At 69.6% G+C, this 17529-nt stretch carries 17 protein-coding genes; 9 read left to right on the top strand and 8 right to left on the bottom strand.

The window, feature by feature from the left end; genetic code table 11:
* Nucleotides 1-71: 71 nt before the first annotated feature.
* On the bottom strand, nt 72-1634 hold the full coding sequence (locus YWM_RS0118320; protein WP_043661516.1) for a dynamin family protein: 1563 nt from the start codon (nt 1632-1634) through the stop codon (nt 72-74).
* Between the two features lie 227 nt (nt 1635-1861).
* On the opposite strand from YWM_RS0118320, the gene YWM_RS0118315 reads away from it, so the two are divergent.
* The 4 genes from YWM_RS0118315 (at nt 1862) to YWM_RS0118295 (ending at nt 5582) form a co-directional block, all read left to right on the top strand.
* Nucleotides 1862-2440: a hypothetical protein gene (locus YWM_RS0118315; protein ID WP_043661952.1), complete on the top strand. Its 579-nt coding sequence runs from the start codon at nt 1862-1864 to the stop codon at nt 2438-2440.
* 71 nt (nt 2441-2511) lie between these two features.
* Nucleotides 2512-3210, top strand: coding sequence for a tRNA (guanosine(46)-N7)-methyltransferase TrmB (gene trmB / locus YWM_RS0118310; RefSeq protein ID WP_043661513.1), 699 nt, complete (start codon nt 2512-2514; stop codon nt 3208-3210).
* Nucleotides 3211-3466: 256 nt separating this feature from the next.
* Nucleotides 3467-4783: an amidohydrolase family protein gene (locus YWM_RS0118305; protein WP_043661510.1), complete on the top strand. Its 1317-nt coding sequence runs from the start codon at nt 3467-3469 to the stop codon at nt 4781-4783.
* A gap of 184 nt (nt 4784-4967) precedes the next feature.
* Nucleotides 4968-5582, top strand: coding sequence for a heme-binding beta-barrel domain-containing protein (locus tag YWM_RS0118295; protein WP_028851900.1), 615 nt, complete (start codon nt 4968-4970; stop codon nt 5580-5582).
* Here the strand turns inward: YWM_RS0118295 and YWM_RS0118290 are convergent.
* The gene (locus YWM_RS0118290) at nt 5579-6412 is read right to left on the bottom strand and encodes an aminodeoxychorismate lyase (protein WP_028851899.1); all 834 of its coding nucleotides are present in this window, start codon (nt 6410-6412) and stop codon (nt 5579-5581) included. The genes YWM_RS0118295 and YWM_RS0118290 overlap by 4 nt on opposite strands.
* 37 nt (nt 6413-6449) lie before the next feature.
* On the opposite strand from YWM_RS0118290, the gene ygfZ reads away from it, so the two are divergent.
* Both ygfZ and YWM_RS0118280 read left to right on the top strand, forming a co-directional pair.
* Entirely contained in the window at nt 6450-7583 is a 1134-nt protein-coding gene (ygfZ, locus tag YWM_RS0118285) for a CAF17-like 4Fe-4S cluster assembly/insertion protein YgfZ (RefSeq protein WP_028851898.1), read from the top strand.
* Nucleotides 7584-7655: 72 nt separating this feature from the next.
* Entirely contained in the window at nt 7656-8210 is a 555-nt protein-coding gene (locus YWM_RS0118280; protein WP_028851897.1) for an RsiG family protein, read from the top strand.
* 162 nt (nt 8211-8372) lie between these two features.
* On the opposite strand, the gene YWM_RS0118275 is transcribed toward YWM_RS0118280, so the two are convergent.
* Entirely contained in the window at nt 8373-9263 is an 891-nt protein-coding gene (locus YWM_RS0118275) for a DUF8083 family protein (RefSeq protein WP_028851896.1), read from the bottom strand.
* 203 nt (nt 9264-9466) lie between these two features.
* On the opposite strand from YWM_RS0118275, the gene YWM_RS0118270 reads away from it, so the two are divergent.
* Entirely contained in the window at nt 9467-9661 is a 195-nt protein-coding gene (locus YWM_RS0118270) for a DUF3073 domain-containing protein (protein ID WP_028851895.1), read from the top strand.
* A gap of 224 nt (nt 9662-9885) precedes the next feature.
* Here the strand turns inward: YWM_RS0118270 and purM are convergent, their stop codons facing one another.
* The 4 genes from purM to YWM_RS0118250 form a co-directional block, all read right to left on the bottom strand.
* Nucleotides 9886-10965: a phosphoribosylformylglycinamidine cyclo-ligase gene (gene purM, locus YWM_RS0118265; protein WP_028851894.1), complete on the bottom strand. Its 1080-nt coding sequence runs from the start codon at nt 10963-10965 to the stop codon at nt 9886-9888.
* 34 nt (nt 10966-10999) lie between these two features.
* The gene (gene purF, locus YWM_RS0118260) at nt 11000-12520 is read right to left on the bottom strand and encodes an amidophosphoribosyltransferase (RefSeq protein ID WP_211232521.1); all 1521 of its coding nucleotides are present in this window, start codon (nt 12518-12520) and stop codon (nt 11000-11002) included.
* A 97-nt stretch (nt 12521-12617) separates the two neighbouring features.
* Nucleotides 12618-12992 carry a hypothetical protein gene (locus YWM_RS0118255; RefSeq protein ID WP_245566088.1) on the bottom strand — a complete coding sequence of 125 codons (375 nt, stop codon included), beginning with the start codon at nt 12990-12992 and terminating at the stop codon, nt 12618-12620.
* Nucleotides 12976-13212, bottom strand: a complete 237-nt coding sequence (locus tag YWM_RS0118250; RefSeq protein ID WP_028851891.1) for a DUF397 domain-containing protein — start codon at nt 13210-13212, stop codon at nt 12976-12978. The genes YWM_RS0118255 and YWM_RS0118250 overlap by 17 nt, the downstream gene beginning before the upstream one ends.
* A 450-nt stretch (nt 13213-13662) precedes the next feature.
* Between YWM_RS0118250 and YWM_RS0118245 the strand changes: the two genes are divergently transcribed.
* Nucleotides 13663-15039, top strand: a complete 1377-nt coding sequence (locus YWM_RS0118245) for a hypothetical protein (RefSeq protein ID WP_028851890.1) — start codon at nt 13663-13665, stop codon at nt 15037-15039.
* 415 nt (nt 15040-15454) lie between these two features.
* Here YWM_RS0118245 and YWM_RS0118240 read toward each other — a convergent pair whose 3' ends face one another.
* Nucleotides 15455-16342 carry a helix-turn-helix domain-containing protein gene (locus YWM_RS0118240; protein ID WP_028851889.1) on the bottom strand — a complete coding sequence of 296 codons (888 nt, stop codon included), beginning with the start codon at nt 16340-16342 and terminating at the stop codon, nt 15455-15457.
* Between the two features lie 307 nt (nt 16343-16649).
* Between YWM_RS0118240 and YWM_RS0118235 the strand changes: the two genes are divergently transcribed.
* Nucleotides 16650-17480 carry an SAM-dependent methyltransferase gene (locus YWM_RS0118235; RefSeq protein WP_156914831.1) on the top strand — a complete coding sequence of 277 codons (831 nt, stop codon included), beginning with the start codon at nt 16650-16652 and terminating at the stop codon, nt 17478-17480.
* Nucleotides 17481-17529 lie beyond the last annotated feature (49 nt).

Raw genomic sequence — 17529 nt, 5'->3', positions numbered from 1 at the left:
GCCTCACCGTTGCTGTCGACGTCGTGCTTGGTGGAGTCGCTCTTCCTACCGAACCAGGCCACTGCTTGTCCTCACTTCCCCTCGCGCAGCTGCTGCCAGATCAGGAAATACGCCCGATGCACCACATGGGCCACCCGGCTCTGCGCCGGGGTGGCCCCGAACGAAGCGAACGACCGCCACCAGCCGGCGCGCTCCAGCGCACGCTCGGCGAGCGCGGCACGGTCGGCATCCGGCATGTCGAGCTGCACCCGGACGTCCGCGTTGCTGCCGACCCGCAGCACTTCTTCGGTCAGATCCGGTGGCAGGTCGACGGCTCCGCTGGTGATCAGCGTCAATGCTTCGAGCACGCGCAGCTGGTGGGCCTCGGGCTTGGCCAGCAACACCTCGATCGCGTCCCGCACCCTGTTCCGCTCGGCCGGATCTTCGGCGGCGTGCGCCAGCGCGGCGATCGACGCCAGCGCGGCGGCCGCCTTGATGCCGTCGGCCCGCGCGGCGAACACCGTGTTCAGCCGGGCCCGGACCGCTTCGAGGCCGGACGCGTCCAGGATCGTGCGGCGCAACCCACCCGCGGTGATCGACGGATCCGAGCGGATCGCCTGCACCCCGGCGCGGATCCCGAACAGGTCCAGCCGTTCCAGCAGACGCATGCGCGTGCTCGCGGGAACGTCGCACTCCCACGACGTGAAGACGTCCGCGGACAGCAGCATGGTCTCCAGCACGTCGTCCTCGAGTTCGGACAGCTGCCGCAGGCCCTCGGCGTCCGCGGAGGTGAACGCACCGGTCTCCGCCGACTCCGCGAGCAGCCCGATCACCGGCAGGACGTCCGCCACCTTGGGCTTGAGCGTGGCGGCCTGCCGCTCGGCCAGGATCGACGCCGCCTTCCACACGTCCCCGTCGGCGCCTTGGACGGACTCCGCGGGGATCGTGTCGGCCTTGTTCAGCACGGCGATGGCGTTGACCGGTCCGGCGTCCCGGGAGGCAGTCGCCGCCGTGAACGCGGCCAACGCCTGCTGATCGTCGGCGCGCACGCTCTGCGTCACCACGTACAGCACCGCTTCCGCGCCCGCGACCGCGTGCTTGGACACGTCGTCCAGCTCCGCGCCGTCCAGCTCGTCATCGTCGTCGTCCGGCTTGCGGTGCTTGCCGGTGTTGCCCAGCAAGTTCTCGGTCCTGCGCACCGACGCGGCGTCGAGCGAGCCGAGGCCGGGGGTGTCGATGACCGTCATGTCCTGCAGCACCGCGTTGGTCAGGTAGGCCTCGATGTGCGAGACCTTGCCGATGTCGATGCCCAGGGTCGACGGGATCATGCCGTCGGGGGCGAACGGGAGCACTTCCTTGTTCCCGTCGCGCATCACGACCTCGATGCGGTCGACCGTGCCGTACTGGAATCGTGTCACCAAGCGCGTGCACTCACCGACGTCTGTCGGCGCGACCCGGCGCCCGATCAACGCATTGACCAGCGTCGACTTGCCGGACTTGATGCGTCCGGCGACCGCGACCTGCAGCGGAGCCCCCAGCCTGCGCAACACCTCGGCGAAACCTGCGGCCATCCGCGGGCCGACCTGAGGTTGCAGTCGCCGGCACAGGTTCGCCACCGACGTCGACAGCGGCCCTGCGAGGGTGCCCTGCTCCATCACCTGTGGTGTCCCCCATCCGTTCGGACCATGGCTGGCGGTGCCAAGGAAGCAGCATGCCATGTGTGTCGGTAACGGCTTAACGGGTAAGCACGACAGCAGTAGGGGTGCACGCGAAGCGACCGCGGTGTTAAGACTGCGTAAAGCGCCTGTGATACCCCTCACGAACTGCGGCTAATACGCCCCTGACCAGGTCAAATGGACCTACGGGCGTGTTTGTGAGCCCGCTGGAGGTGTACCACTTGCCTGCTGCCGACACTGACAGCAAAGCCTTCCCCGATCCCCGATTGCACGTGGAGCCCACCGCGGCGCTGCAGTGGCTACAGGCAGTCGAAGTACCCCGTAGCGCGGCCAGTGCGACGACCCCCGCCGGTATCCGTCGCGCGTTCCTGCACCGCGCACCGCAGTCCCAGGTCCTTGCCCTCTACCGGCAGGCGTGCCTGGCCACGGGCAACGCGTCGAGCGTGCCCGCCCCGTGGTGGCTGCGCGCGCTGCACCGCGGCGAGATCGACTCCCGCGTCACCGCCTTCCGCATCGAGGACCGGGTGGCGCAGCTGCTCGAGCCGCGCACCGGCTGGGAGTTCGTGCCGTGGGCGGCCGACGGTGAGTCCGGGTACTGGGAGTTCGTCCCGTCCGAGCACGGCCCGTCCGGGTACCGCGTGCCGACGACCCTGTTGCTGACCGACCGGCACAACGGCTGGATCGACATCTTGCCCGCGCACACCGGCCCGACCCCGGAGCCGATCGCGGTCGACGGCCTGGCCGGCCTGCGAGCCCAGCTGGGCAACATCGAAGCGCTGCGCTGACCACACTCCCCTCGGGCGCGTGTTCGGACGCTCAGTAGGGTCGATCCGTGCGTAGTGAGCAGCAACCCCGCATGCGCAGCGTGGTGAGCTATGTGCAGCGCGGCGGCCGGATGACGGTCGGCCAGCAGCGTGCCTGGCAACAGCGGTGGCCGGCCTACGGCCGCAAGATCGCCGAGCTGCCCGAGGGCCCGATCGACTTCGCCGACTGGTTCGGCAGGCAAGCCCCGGTCATGCTCGAGATCGGCTCCGGCATGGGGGAGACGACCTCGCAGCTGGCGCACGCCGCACCGGAACTGAACTATGTCGCCGTCGAGGTGTACGAGGCCGGCCTCGGCCAGCTCATGCTGCGCGCCGACCGGTTGGAGCTGACGAACTTGCGGCTGCTGCACGGCGACGCGGTCGTGCTGCTGACCAATCACGTCGCGCCGAATTCGCTGCACGGGGTGCGGATCTTCTTCCCGGACCCGTGGCCGAAGAAGCGGCACCACAAGCGGCGGCTCATCCAGCCACCGTTCGTCCGGCTGGTGGCCGAGCGGCTGGAGCCCGGCGGCACGCTGCACATGGCCACCGACTGGGAGCACTACGCGGAACAGATGCTGCAGGTCTGCTCCGACGAGCCGCTGCTGCGGAACCGGTACCCGGAGACCGGGTGGGCGCCGCGTCCGGAGTGGCGGCCGGTGACCAAGTTCGAGGCGCGGGCGCAACGGGAAGGCCGGGAGTGCCGCGACCTCATCTTCGAGAAGGTCGCCGACGGGCCTGCCGGCGACTGACCGGGGACACGGTCCGGCGGCGCACCGAGCACGCGGCTTCGACCTGAATCGCCGGACACGCCGGCAGCACGTCGCGCCGACCACCCCGACATCCTCGCCAACGCCTCGCGCCGACCACTCCACCGCGCACCCGGACAGCACCGCGCTGGCCATCCCACCGCGCACCCGGACAGCACCGCGCTGGCCATCCCACCGCACACCCGGACAGCACCGCGCGCCGACCACCCCGCTACGCGGGCAGCCTAGGATCGCGTGCATGGTTGCTCGTCGTCTCACCGCTCCCGTGCTCCTGCCCTGCGACCCAGAGTGCTCGGTGGTGCGGGACGCCGTCGTCGATATCACCGCAGAAGGCCGCATCGGCTACTCCGGTCCGGCTTCCGCGGCGCCGCAGATCGACTCCGACGTGCCGGTCACCCGGCTGTCCGGCATCCTGCTGCCCGGCCTGATCAACGCGCACGCGCACAGCCCGATGACCGTGCTGCGCGGCATGGGCGGCGACCTGCCGCTGCTGCGCTGGCTGCACGAGGTGATCTTCCCGGCCGAGGCGAAGATGTCCCCGGCCGACGTGCGTGCGGGCATGGTCCTCGGCTCGGTGGAGATGCTCCGGCACGGCGTGACGACCAGCGCCGAGATGTACTTCCACGCCGAGCAGATCGCCGAGGCCGTGCTGGCCACCGGCGGCCGCACCGTGCTCGGGGTGTCGATCATCGACCTGCCCGGGCTGGACTGGCGCCCGGTGGTGGACAAGGTCGACAAGTGGATCGACACCGACGGCCTGCGTTTCGGCCCTGGCGACCGCATCGAGCTGAGCTACGGTGCGCACTCGGCCTACCTGCTGCCGGAAGAGGCACTACGCCAGGTCAACGACTCGGCGCGACAGCGTGACGCCCTGGTGCAGATCCACGTGGCCGAAGCCCGCAACGAGGACACCGAGCAGCGCGCCCAGCACGGTTCGGTGCCCCGCCTGCTGGACAAGATCGGCTTGCTCGACGGCCGGACGCTGGCCGCGCACTGCGTCCACCTCGACGATGACGACATCGCGTTGTTCGCCACGAAAGGCACCGGCGTCGCGCACTGTCCCGGCTCCAACGCCAAACTCGCTTCCGGCATCGCCCGGCTGGCCGACATGCGCAAGGCGGGCGTTCGCGTCAGCCTGGGCACCGACGGCCCGGCGTCGAACGACGACCTCGACCTGTGGCACGAGATGCAGTTGGCCGCGTTCCTGTCCCGGCTCGCCACCGAGGACTCCACGTCGCTGCCTGCCGAAGCCGCGCTTCTGCTGGCCACCCGGGGTGGCGCGGCCGCGCTCGGCCGGGACGACATCGGCGTGGTCGAGACCGGCCGCTGGGCCGACCTGGTGCACGTCAACCCGGACGACCCGGCGTTCGCCGCGGGCATCGACGTGCCCGACGAGCAGCTGGTGGCCAACCTGGTGTGGGCGGCAGGATCGCGGCCCGTCCGGGAGGTGTGGGTCGCCGGTGAGCAGGTCGTCGCGGACGGCGAACCGACCAAGGTGGACCGCAGGCGGGCCCAGGCCGACGTCGCGGCGGCGACGGCCCGCGTGCGCGTCTGATCCCACGGTCGGATGTGGGATCGGACAAACTCGGGACGGCCGTCGGCGCGCCGGGTGGATCCCTCACCTAGGATCGAGTCCGTGGAGATCCTGTTCACCTCACTGCTGATCCTGGCCATCGTGGCCGTCACGTGGTTCGCCGGCTACGTCGTGTACCGGCTCTACAACGGCTGATCCGCAACCGATGACCGACGGCAACGAAGCGATCGAGGCTGCCGCCGAACGAGCCAAGCTCACCCGGTGGCGCAACATCCCGCAGCTGGACGGCCTGCCGATCGACGGCGACACGGCCAACCTGCGGGAGGGCCCGAACCTGCACGACGCGTGCCTGCCGCTGCTGCCGTTGATCGGTGTCTGGCGTGGCGAGGGCCAGGTCGACTACCCGACCATGGAGGGCCCGCGCACGTTCGCCCAGCAGGTCACCATCGCCCACGACGGACGGCCGTTCCTCTACCACGAGGCGCGCTCCTGGCTGCTCGACGCCGAGGGCAACGTGCTGCGCATGGCAGCGCGGGAGACCGGCTGGTGGCGGCCGCAGCCCGACGGGTCGTTCGAGCTGCTGCTGGCGCACAACACGGGGATCCTCGAGGTGTTCTACGGCAAGCCGCGCACCCAGACGTCCTGGGAGATGGGCACGGACGCGGTGGTCCGGACGGTCTCCGCGAAAGAAGTCACCGCTGCCAAGCGGCTCTACGGGATCATCGGCGACGGCGACCTCGGCTACGTCGAGGAGCGCGCCATGGCGGGCCAGTCGCTCCAGCCGCACACGTCCGCACGTCTGGAGCGCGTCGTCGGCTAGGCGTACTCCGCCTCGTACAGCGCGTTCAGTTCGCGGTGCAGCTCGGCCGCGTCCGGCAGCTGCTGCCCGTTGAGGGTGTGCACCCGCGTGATCAGCCGCACCGACGAGGTCAGGAACACCGCATCGGCGGCCAGCAGGTCGGCCACCCGCAACTGCTCGACCTTCGTGCCCCAGCCGGCGCGCTCCGCGGCGCGGAACACGGCGGCTTGCGTCGTCCCAGGCAGGATGCCCATGGACGGCGGCGGCGTGTACAGCGTGCGGTCCTTGGCGATGACGACCGACGACGTGGGGCCCTCCAGAATCTGCTCGCCGAAGACGAACACCGCGTCGTCCGCGCCCCTGCGCTGCGCTTCCCGCACCGCGGCCATGTTCACGCCGTATGACAGCGTCTTGGCGCCGATCAGCAACCACGGCGCGGTCTCCGTCAGCGACGGATCCAGCCCGCGCTCCAGCGTCGCCACGGCAACGCCTTCCGCGCGCTGCCGCACGACCTTCTCCTCGATCGGCGAGCCGAGCCCGAAGCCGGTGGGCACGCCGTCCACGCCGCGGGTGTAGACGAGCTTGAGCGCCATCTCGGGACCGCCGCGGTAGTTGTCGATGACCGCCTGGCTGACTCGCTCCCACGCCGCCAGGTCCGGCTCCGGCAGGTCCAGCATCTCGGCGGAGCGGGCCAGCCGCTTCAGGTGCGGCCCGAGCTCCCTGGCCTTGCCGTGACGCACCAGGATCGTCTCGAACACGCCGTCGCCGCGCTGCACGACTTGGTCGTCCACCCTGATCTGCGGGGCGTCCGGATCTGCGGTGCGGCCATCGAGGAATACCAGCGAGCGCATAATCGTCAGGGTAGAGGTATCCGGCACTAGGAGGCTTGTGAACTCCCCGAACCTTGCCCGGCCGCGCGCCGTGGCACCCCCGGACGACCACCCGGAAGCCGGCGTGCCGTGGCACTTCGGCGATCCGTTCGCCGAACAGCGCGCGGCGGCCCGCGGTGCGGCGGTGGTGGACCGCTCGCACCGGCAGGTGCTGGCCGTCCGTGGCGCCGACCGGCTGTCCTGGCTGCACCTGGTGATTTCCCAGCACGTGAGCGAGTTGCCGGTGGGCAGCGGGACCGAGGCGTTGATCCTGGACGCGCACGGACGCATCGAGGCGCACATGACGCTGGCCTACCCGGAGGCCGAAGAGCCGACGGTGTGGCTGGACGCCGACCCCGGTGTGCAGGTGACCAGCGCATTGCCCAAGGGTGGCCCGCAATCGCTGCTGGAGTACCTCGACGCGATGCGGTTCTGGTCAGCGGTCACGGTCACCGACGAGACCGCCGAACGGGCCGTGCTGAGCGTTCTGGGCCCGGACGCCGGTGAGGTCCTCGCTTCTGCCGGCCTGGCAGCCGGAAGCGATCCGTACGCCTCGACGCTGTCGGGTGATGTCGTGGTCCGGCGCATGCCGTGGCCGGGGAAGGGCTCGTACGACCTGCTGGTGCCCCGCGCCGAGGTCGCCGACTGGTTCCAGCGGCTGGCCGACGCGGGCGCGCGTCCCGCGGGCAGCTGGGCGTTCGACGCGCTCCGCGTGGAGTCGCTGCGCCCGCGGGTGAGGGTGGACACCGACGAGCGGGCGATCCCGCACGAGGTCAACTGGATCGGTTCGGCGGCCCACGTGGCCAAGGGCTGCTATCGCGGCCAGGAGACCGTGTCGAAGGTCTTCAACGTCGGCAGGCCGCCGCGCCGGATGGTGCTGCTGCACCTGGACGGCTCCCCTGAGGTCCTGCCGGAGACCGGCGACCCGGTCGAACTCGGTGGCCGCACGGTGGGCCGGGTCGGCACGGTGATCCAGCACCACGAACTCGGTCCGATCGCGTTGGCGCTGGTCAAACGGTCGGTGCCGACCGAAGCCGAGTTGCTCACCGGCGTCGAGGACCGCGTGGTGCAGGCCGCCATCGACCCGGATTCCGAGCCGCCCGAGCACGTCGGCGCGGGCCGGGAGACACTCGAACGGTTCAAAAGTAGGTGATCCTGCGGCCATCCGCGTGACACCGGACCATCCGCCTTGGCACCGAGGCAACCACTGGAGCAAGATGGCGCCGTGATCGAAGTGCGTATCGGAGGGAGGCGGCGGATCGACCGGGTGCTCGGCCCGGACTTCGCCACCGACCTGGACCGGCTGCCGCTGGCCGATCTGCGGCAGCGCAGGGACGAAGCGGCGCAGGAGGAGACCGATCTGTCCTACCTTCGGCGCTTGCTGCACGCACGGATCGACATCGTCAAGGCCGAGCAGCGGCGGCGCCGCACCGGCGACGAGAGCAGCCTCATCGACCAGCTCAAGAACATCTTGGCCGACGACTCGGTCGGCCAGCGGGGCCGGTGCCAGCCGCTCGAGCCGTCCAGGACGACCGAGCGCAGCAGGCGGCAGATCGACGCATTGGTCTCCGACGCGGGCCTGACCGACGTCGGCGCGTTGAGCGATGAAGAGCTCGACGAGAACCTGCGCCGCTACACCGAGCAGGAGGCCACCGTCTCGCAGTTCCGCCGCGAGGTGCAGAAGGTGGTCGACTCGATCAACGCCGAGATCGCGGCTCGCTACGCGCAGGGCACCGCCTCGGTGGACCAGCTGCTGGCCGAGCAGCGCGAGCGCGACTAGCTCCTCCGGCGCGGACGGCTCACCCCGGTGTGCGGGCCGGCCGAACACCTCGGACGCGGACGGTTCACCCGAGCCTCGTGCGACCAGTTCTCCTCGGGCGGGCGGCACACCCGACTCGCGTGCGCGACCAGTTCCCCTCGGCCGGCTCACCCCCGAGCGCGACTAGTTGAACCGCTCCCGCGCCGCCAGCTCACCCCAGTAGTCCTGCAGCCCCGCGAACAGCTCGGCCAGCTTCTCGACGTCGCCGTCGTGCAGCGCGGCCAGCACGGCGTGCACCTTCTCCGCCGTGGTGTCCGCGGCGAGTTCCTCGTCCGGGATCAGCTGCACCAGCCCGCCGTAGTCCAGCTCCACCGCCGAGTTCGGGTGGAAGTTCGCCAGCCACCGGTCGGTGTCGATCAACACCCGGGTGGGGCCGTCGTCACCGATCACCGATTCGGCGAGCTCCCGCGCCTCGGCGACCCGCTTGCGCGCGTCGGCCATGGCCACCCGCCAGGAAACCTCCCGCTTCGGGTCGTGCTGCCCTTCGCCGAGCACCAGCTTGCGGTGCGTCGGGTCGACCATGGTGAACCAGGGCAGCGGAATGCTCCAGGTCGCCGACAGCACGTGCAGCGCGGTCTGACGGACCTCCCGAAGCACCGAGGTGGCCCGGGCACGAGCGGTCTCCATGTCGAATCCGCTCGCCTGCAGCACATGCGTGCGGACCACCGGGTGCGCCTCGGACAGGAACGTGACCAGCGCGGCGGCGGACCTGGCCCGCAGCTCCAGCGGACACACCAACGGACCGGGGCCCACCTGCACTCCGCGACCGGCAGGCACGTCGTCCGGCGACAGCACCAGCACGTCCGAGAACTTCTTGGCGCGCTCGCTGCCGGGCAGCAATTTCGGCGGCGCACTCATCTGTGACGCGAACCACAGCGCGCGCTCGCGGTCGCCGGCGGAGGACCTGGTCAGCCGGGACGACCGCACCGCCGCGAGCAGTTGGGGGTCGGTAGGGTCGCCGAAGGCCTCCAGGGGCTCATAGACTCGCAGGTACGCGGCATAAGGGCGGAGCACGTGTTCATCGTGTCATGGACCCACCGGAACGCGGCGATGCCTGGCGCCGCGGACAGTCATTTCGTCACATGTGACGATTTACCCGCCGAGCCGCGTCGCATCCGACAGGTGGGACACGGTACGGTGGGGGTAGGAAAATGTTGAGACGATGCGGGGCCGCCGACTCCCCCGGCCGCCCCGCCCCTGTGTGAGGGGGTCGAGCCATGGGGCGCGGCCGTGCCAAGGCCAAGCAGACAAAGGTGGCCCGGAAGCTCAAGTACAGCACTCCCCCCACGGACCTGGAGGCCCTTAAGCGGGAGCTTTCCGGGAAATCGTCATCCAAGGACACCGACAGCGGTCGTGAGTCGGAGTACGACTACGACTACGACTACGACTACGAGGACGAGTACCGCCGCTGACGGGAAGTGGTGCAACAGCGTGCGCCACTCGTGGACCGGCTACCAGAGCGTGTCGGGTAGCCGGTCGCGAGATGGCGCCCTTCGTCGCACGCGAAGGGCGCGCGCGCAGGCATCACCGCGGATGACGACCGTGGGTTGAAACGGGGCCCGTGGATGGGCCGTCGTGCGCCTGGTCGGCGCGCGACGGCCCGTCCCACGTCTGCTCTGCTGCGGAAGAACGTCGATCAGTAGCGCGGATGGGCTCCGCGCAGCTCCGCGCGGGGCCCGTCCGGGTCCTCCGCGGGGTGCACCTGCCCGAGGATCCAGGCGGGCACATGGCGGGCAGTCAGTACGGCAAGGGCCCGCTCCGCGTCGTCCGGGTCCACCACCGCGACCATGCCGACGCCCATGTTGAACGTCTTCTCCATCTCGGCGGTCTCGACCTTGCCGCGCTGCGCGATCATCTTGAACACCGGCTGCGGGGTCCAGGTGGCGCGCTCCAACACCGCGGTGAGCCCGCGCGGCATGACCCGCTCCAGGTTGGCCACCAGCCCGCCTCCGGTGACGTGCGCGAACGTCCGGATCTGCGCCTCGGCGACCAGCGCCAGGCAGTCCTTGGCGTAGATCCTGGTCGGCTCGAGCAGTTCTTCACCCAGCGTCCGGCCGAACTCCTCGACATGACCGCTCAGCGGCATGCGGGCGTCGTCCAGCAGCACTTTGCGGGCCAGCGAGTAGCCGTTGGAGTGCAGGCCGCTGGAGCCCATGCCGATCACCACGTCGCCCGGCCGCACCCGCTCCGGCCCCAGCACGTCGGCCGCCTCCACGACGCCGACACCGGTCGCGGACAGGTCATAGGCGTGCGGCTCCATCACGCCCGGATGCTCGGCCGTCTCGCCACCGAGCAGCGCGGCTCCGGACTGCCGACAGCCTTCCGCGATGCCTTTCACCAGCGCCGCGACCTTCTCCGGCACGACTTTGCCGATCGCGATGTAGTCCTGCAGGAACAACGGCTCGGCGCCACACACGACCAGGTCGTCGACCACCATCGCGACCAGGTCGATGCCGACCGTGTCGTGCACGTCCATCGCCTGCGCGACCGCGATCTTGGTGCCCACGCCGTCGGTGGAGGAGGCCAGCACCGGCTCGGTCCACCGGTCCAGTTTCAGCTGGAACAACCCGGCGAAGCCGCCGATACCACCGAGTACCTCGGGCCGCTGCGCCGCTTGCGCGTACGGCTTGATGCGTTCAACGGCTTCTTCCCCCGCGGCGATGTCGACGCCTGCGGCCGCGTAGCTGGATCGTGGGGTGTCGGTCGGTGTACTCACCGATTGCCTTCCGTCTCGGGACATCATCTGGGTGTCAGGGACGCTGCAACGCGTCCTCGGCACCGTATCCGTTCGCAACCACCGGGGACGAGATGCCGTTCGCCCCTTCCACGCCCTTCTGGATGTCCTCCAGCAGGTGCTTGCCGATCTTGGCCTCGTCGGGCAGCGGGATCGGGTACTCACCGTCGAAGCATGCGGCGCACAGCCTGCTGCGTGGCTGCTCACTGGCGGCCACCAGGCCCTCCAGGGACACATAGCCCAGCGTGTCCGCGCCGATCGAACGCCGAATGCCCTCCAGGTCCGTGCCGTTGGCGATCAGCTCGGCCCGGGAGGCGAAGTCGATGCCGTAGAAACAAGGCCAGCGCACCGGCGGCGCGGCGATCCGGACGTGCACCTCGACGGCGCCCGCCTCGCGCAGCATCCGGACCAGCGCGCGCTGGGTGTTGCCGCGCACGATGGAGTCGTCCACCACGACCAGCCGTTTGCCTCGGATGACGTCCCGCAGCGGGTTGAGCTTGAGCCTGATGCCCAGCTGGCGAATGGTCTGCGACGGTTGGATGAACGTGCGGCCCACGTAGCCGTTCTTCACCAGGCCTTGGCCATAAGGAATGCCGCTGGCCTGCGCGTAGCCGATGGCCGCCGGGGTGCCGGACTCCGGGACCGGGATGACCAGATCCGCCTCGGCGGGCGCTTCGACCGCGAGCTTGCGGCCGATCTCCACCCGGGTGGCGTGCACGCCGCGGCCCGCGATGGTGGTGTCCGGGCGTGCCAGATAGACGTACTCGAACAGGCAGCCTTTGGGATTCGGGTTGGCGAACCGGCTGGAACGCAGGCCGTCGGAGTCGATGGCCAGCAGCTCACCGGGCTCGACCTCGCGGACGAACGAGGCGCCCACGATGTCCAGCGCCGCGGTCTCCGACGCGACGACCCATCCGCGCTCGAGGCGGCCGAGCACCAGCGGCCGGATGCCGTACGGGTCACGCGCGGCGTACAGCGTCGATTCGTCCGAGAAAACCAGGCAGAACGCGCCGCGCACCTTCGGAAGCAGGTCCAGTGCAGCGGCTTCGACCCCCTTGTCGGTGGCCTCGGCGGCCAGCAACGTGGTCAGGACGTCGGAGTCGGTGGTGGCTGCGGTGCGGGAATCGAGGCCGAGCCGGCGGACGCGGTCGGCCAGCTCGGCGGTGTTGACCAGGTTGCCGTTGTGGCCGAGGGCGATGCTGCTGCCCGCCTCGGTGGTCTGGAACGACGGCTGGGCGTTCTCCCAGCGGCCGCCCCCGGTGGTGGAGTAGCGGCAATGGCCGACGGCGATATGACCCTCCAACGACGAGAGCACCTGCTCGTCGAAGACCTGGGACACCAGCCCGAGGTCTTTGAAGACGACGATCTGCGAGCCGTCGGACACCGCGATACCAGCGGCTTCCTGGCCGCGGTGCTGCAAGGCGTAGAGGCCGTAGTAGGCGAGCTTGGCGACTTCTTCACCTCGCGCCCAAACCCCGAACACGCCGCATTCCTCACGCGGCTCCTGCTCCGGAAGCTGGGCGTCTGTGGTGGACACTCTCACTGCTCCTGCGCGAACGGAGGCAACCGGTCCAGGCCAGTGTACGGGCGTTCCGTCCGCGCAGGAGCGCTTCGAGCGGCGTCAGTCGTGCATATCACGCGCTGGCCGGCACCCACTTGGACGTCCGGTGGTCGACCGGAAGCCAGCATCCACGAGCGGCTTCGGCCTGCTCACCGGTGTTGTCCGGGAGCGAGAGGACCTCGTCGAGCACGCGGGTCACGGCGCCGGAGGACTGCCACAGCACCCGGCGCGGCGCCATCACATCGGGTTCGTCCGCGGGCATCCGCATCGCGCTCACGTCGGTCTCGCTGCGCAGCTTCACCACGTCGATCACGTCGTGGTGGATGCGGACCCCCACCACCGCGGCCAGCTCACCGGAGGCGTCGGTGGGATGCACGAACCGAAAGCCGCGCTCGACCAGCAGGCGCAGCTGCCGGGAGTAGATGGGTTCGTCAGCGCGCGAAGTCATCGAACTCGCCATCCTTGGCGCCTTCGACGAACGCAGCGATCTCAGCCGGGGTGTAGATCAGCGCGGGACCCTCCGGAAAGCGAGAGTTGCGGACGGCGATCGCGCCGTCGGCCAGACGCGCCACCTCGACACAGTTGCCGAGCGCGCCACTCCGGCTGCTCTTGCGCCACTGCACGTCGAGCTCAGTGGCCGGCATGCCGTTGTAGACCATGTTCGCCATGATCCCTACCTTCCCGACTTTTCATTCGCGGCCTGCAGATGCACGTGCATCTGAGCGTGCGAGCGCACAGTAACATGATCACCGCGGAGCGCAACAGACGTTATGCGTCCGGCTTTGGCCACTTTTCGATAAACGGTTGACCAGAGGACCTCGAGCGGTCGTTGGGCTGATCGGACCAACGAGTACGACCGTGTGCGAACAGGACAAATCGGGCTGCTTCGTGGGCTTTCCGACCGGTCGGCGCGGCGCCCGGTGACGAACCTGACCCCATTTCGTCGCACCCCGGTTCCACCAGCGCCTCAGCCCGCAGACCACCGATGCGGGACACAGGCTCCCCCGGTCGCACAACCGGTGACCCCTGCGCGTCGGTGATAGCGTCGCCCCGCGCGGCTGCGTAAAGGTGTGCACGGACGGTCCGTGGGCCGGTCGCCGTCACGAAGGGGTGCACCAATGGATACGGCGACCCCGGACGGGTCGCAGTCGGCGAACAAGCAGGCCGGATCGCGTCACTACACGGCGCTGACGTGCGGCCTGGTGATCGCGGCTGTGCTGGCACCCCTGTTCGGTACGGCATTCCCGCGCAGGTCACCGGTGGCATTCGCGCTGACGCTGATCCTGCTCGTGCTGCTGCTCGTCACCGTCGTGAAGCGCGCGCGCCATTGGCTGCGCTCCGGAGATCGAGGCGGGCGCCGCGGCTACGTACTGGCCGCCGTCACCGCCGTCGGGGGCGTGGCCTCCTTCCTCATGGTGTCCCTGATGGCTGACGACGCGGGCATCGCCGGGAGCGCACTGCCCCGGGTACTCAACGGGATCCCGTTCGCCATCGACTTCGCGTATCTCGCTGCGTCGACGGCTGCGATCGGAGTCGTGCTGGCCGCCGTCGGCCTGATCGTGGTCCTCGCCAGACGTCGCGTACGAGCAGGCCTGCAGGACGTCGGTCGCAGTGCGGCATCCGCCGTACAGGCGGTCGCGGGCAAACCGGAGCGTGATCGCGGCCTGGTACCGGTGACGCGCGTGTCCGACGGGTTCTGGCGTCGGCTGATGTCACCGTCGACCTGGGTGGTTTTCGCCCTCAGCGTGCTGATCGCCGTGCCGGCGTTCCGGATCCTCGCCGCGGACCCGGCCGGAGAGTTGGGACTGATCGGGTTCCTGTTCATCTTCCCCGGGGTTCCGGTCACCGCGTGGGCCGCGCTGCAGACGACCTGGCGTCCGGACGAGCGGGCCGGATACATGCTCGCCACCTTGCTTCGCGGGGTACTCGTGCCCGCGGTGACCGTCCCGCCGTTGACGATCGTGCACGTCATCCTCACTCGGATCCCGGTGCTGCACGATCGCGTCCTGGCGCACCAGCGCCCGGACGCCTACCTGCGGCACTACTGGTTCTCCGGCGAGAGCGGCGCCATCAACGTCATCGACGGATCGCTGGCCGAGACGATCTTCATGTCCTTGCTCGGCGGGTTCGCGTTCTCGCTGATCGCGGCCCTCGTGATCAGTGTGTTCGTGGTGTGGCCGGTCAACGCGGTGCGCAATCCGACGGCCCTGTTCCGCGACGCCATGCTGAGCGACGACCCGGCGGTCGCGGCGACCAACATCGTCGCCGTCAGGGCCTTGTCCGGGGTGATGATGCTGGCGTTCGTCGTGCCGACGCTCATGGTGCTCTCCGACAGCGACGAACCGCTGTGGTGGGTCGGCGCCGCACTGATCCCGGTACTCGTCTGGCTCGTCTACTTGGTGTGGAAGCGCCAGCGAGTCGACCACGTCCGGCGCGCGAAGTACGGCATGGCGGCGGCGGTCCCCAACCCGGCGGACCCGCCGCCGGACCACTGATCCACTCTCCGCACCCGCCGGACCGTTGACCAGCTCTCCGCACCCGCCGGACCACTGACCCACTCACGGCGCTCAGCGTGGTCGACGAGCGCGAGCGTGACCCCCCGGGAACGCGGCCGCTCGGCGTGCGCCGCGGCGGGTCAGCACCGATCCCGCGTTGCTCGCGCGCCGGCTGCCGTCGACAATCCTTCACCGGGCTCGCGGGACGAGCGGAGCGGCTGAGCGCCCCTGTATCGCGCGCAGTCCCGAGACCGGCCAGCAGAACCCTGTTCGACGCTGCGAAGGCAGCCTGCGGGCGATCTGGCGGCGATCTCGACGCAGCACCGTTGTTGGAGAGACAGCGCGGACTGCGGGCGTCAAGGATTCGTCCACTGCAGCGCGGCCCGCACCCGGGACATCGCGAAGAACGCGCAGGTTACAGCGCGGCGAGCGCCTTCTCGATCATCGCGCGGCTCTGCGCAGGCGTCTCGGAGTCCACCGCCAACCGGTCAATCGCCCGGCTGTACGGCTCGCGCTCCTCCGGCTTGTCCAGATACAGCGCGCCGTTGAGGTGCTCGATGTACACGACGTCCGGCAACTCCGCCTCGGCGAACCGGAGCAGCGCAAACGCACCCTCGGCGGCGTGACCACCACGCTCGTACGGCAGCACCTGCAGCGTGACGTGCGGCATCCTCGTCCACTCGAGCAGCGCCTCCAGCTGCCTCTTCATCACCGCAGGCCCGCCGATCGGCCGGTGCAGCACCGACTCGTCGAGGAACGCCCACAGCTTGGGCGGATTCGGCCTGGTGAGAATGCGCTGCCGCTGCATGCGCAACGCGATGCGGCGCTCGACCTCCTCGGTCACCCACTCCTTGCGGCCGTGGCTGGCCACCTCACGCGCGTACTCCTCGGTCTNCAACAGGCCCGGCACGAACTGCAGCTCGAGCGTCTGAATACGGGAGGCGGATTCCTCCAGGCCGACGTAGTCGGTGAACCACGACGGCAACAGGTCGTTGTAGCGGTACCACCAGCCGGGCTTGTTGGCCTCTTCGGCCATCGCCAGCAGCTGGGCGCGTTCCCGCTCGTCGTGAACGCCGTACATGGTCAGCAGGTCCGCGACGTCCCGCTTCTTGAAGCCGACGCGGCCCAGCTCGAGCCTGCTCATCTTGGACTCGGAACCGCGGATGGCGTAGCCCGCTTGCGCCCTGGTGATCCCGGCGGCTTCGCGCAGTCGGCGCAACTGAGCACCGAGCACCATGCGTCGGACCGTCGGCCCGCCTTGAGCCGACTCGGTCTCACGTGCGGGCTGCGGTGGCATGGCCATCCTTCCGTCGCAGCATGCGGTTGACCGATAACCGAGCGTACCTCAGCGGGCAAATCGGTCAAGGGAAAGCCGCTAATCACCCGGTGAGCATGACCGATACGCTTCGTGTGACCCACACTACTGATCCCGTGAGGCCGTGATGTCCGCTGTCACCCGTCCGACCCAGTGGTCGGACCGCAGCACCACCGTGAGCATGACGGCAAGCAAGGCGGGCGACCGCGGCTCAGTAGCGACCGCACAAAGCGCACCGCCGGCGGCCGCCCGCTGCCGTCGGTCGACCTTCGAATCCCGCTCGTGAGGTAAAGCGATGACCGATTCCCTGCAACCGGCCCAAGTCCCCGTGGGCGTCGACCCGACCAAGCCCAGCATCGCCAGGGTCTACAACGCCTTCTTGAACGGCAAGGACAACTACGCGGTGGACCGCGCGCTGAAGGAGAAGATCCTGCAGGTCGCCCCGGAAGCGGCGCACGTGGCGTTCGAGAACCGTGGGTTCCTCATCCGGGCCTGCCGCTTCCTGGCCGAGCAGACCGGCATCGACCAGTTCCTCGACTGCGGCTCCGGCCTGCCCGCGGCGGAGAACGTGCACGAGGTGGTGCAGCGGATCAACCCGCACGCCACCGTGGTCTACATCGACAACGACCCGGTGGTGCTCGCGCACGGCAGGGCCATGCTGGAAGACAACGACCTCACCCACCTGGTCGGCGCGGACATCTTCAAGCCCCAGGAAGTGCTGCAGAACGAGGTCGTGCGCAAGCACATCGACTTCTCCAAGCCGCTGGCGCTGCTGCACTTCGGCACGATGCACCACATCAACGCCGACATCGACGTGCCTGCCGGGATCATGAAGGAGTACATCGACGCACTGCCGTCGGGCTCCTACGTCGGCATCACACACTTCCTCGACCCGGAGAACGAGCACTCCGAGACCGCGCGGCGGATCGAGCAGGTCATGGTGAACAGCCCGCTGGGCGCCGGCGCGTTCCGTCCGATGCGCGAACTCGAGCAGCTGACCGAGGGCTTGGAGCTGGTCGAGCCGGGCTGGGTGCGCTGCGTGGACTGGTGGCCGGACGGGCCGCGGGTCAAGCCGCTGATCGGCACCCAGCACTGCATCGCGGGGGCCGTCGGCCGTAAGCCGTAGTCAGCTTGCGACCAGACGCTCGGCGGCCGGTGGCACCGCATGGTGCGAC

Origin of the sequence: Thermocrispum municipale DSM 44069 (assembly GCF_000427825.1) — a bacterium.
GTDB lineage: Bacteria > Actinomycetota > Actinomycetes > Mycobacteriales > Pseudonocardiaceae > Thermocrispum > Thermocrispum municipale.
The sequence above is the reverse complement of the archived record's forward strand: the minus strand, read 5'-3'. Positions and strand labels throughout refer to the sequence as shown.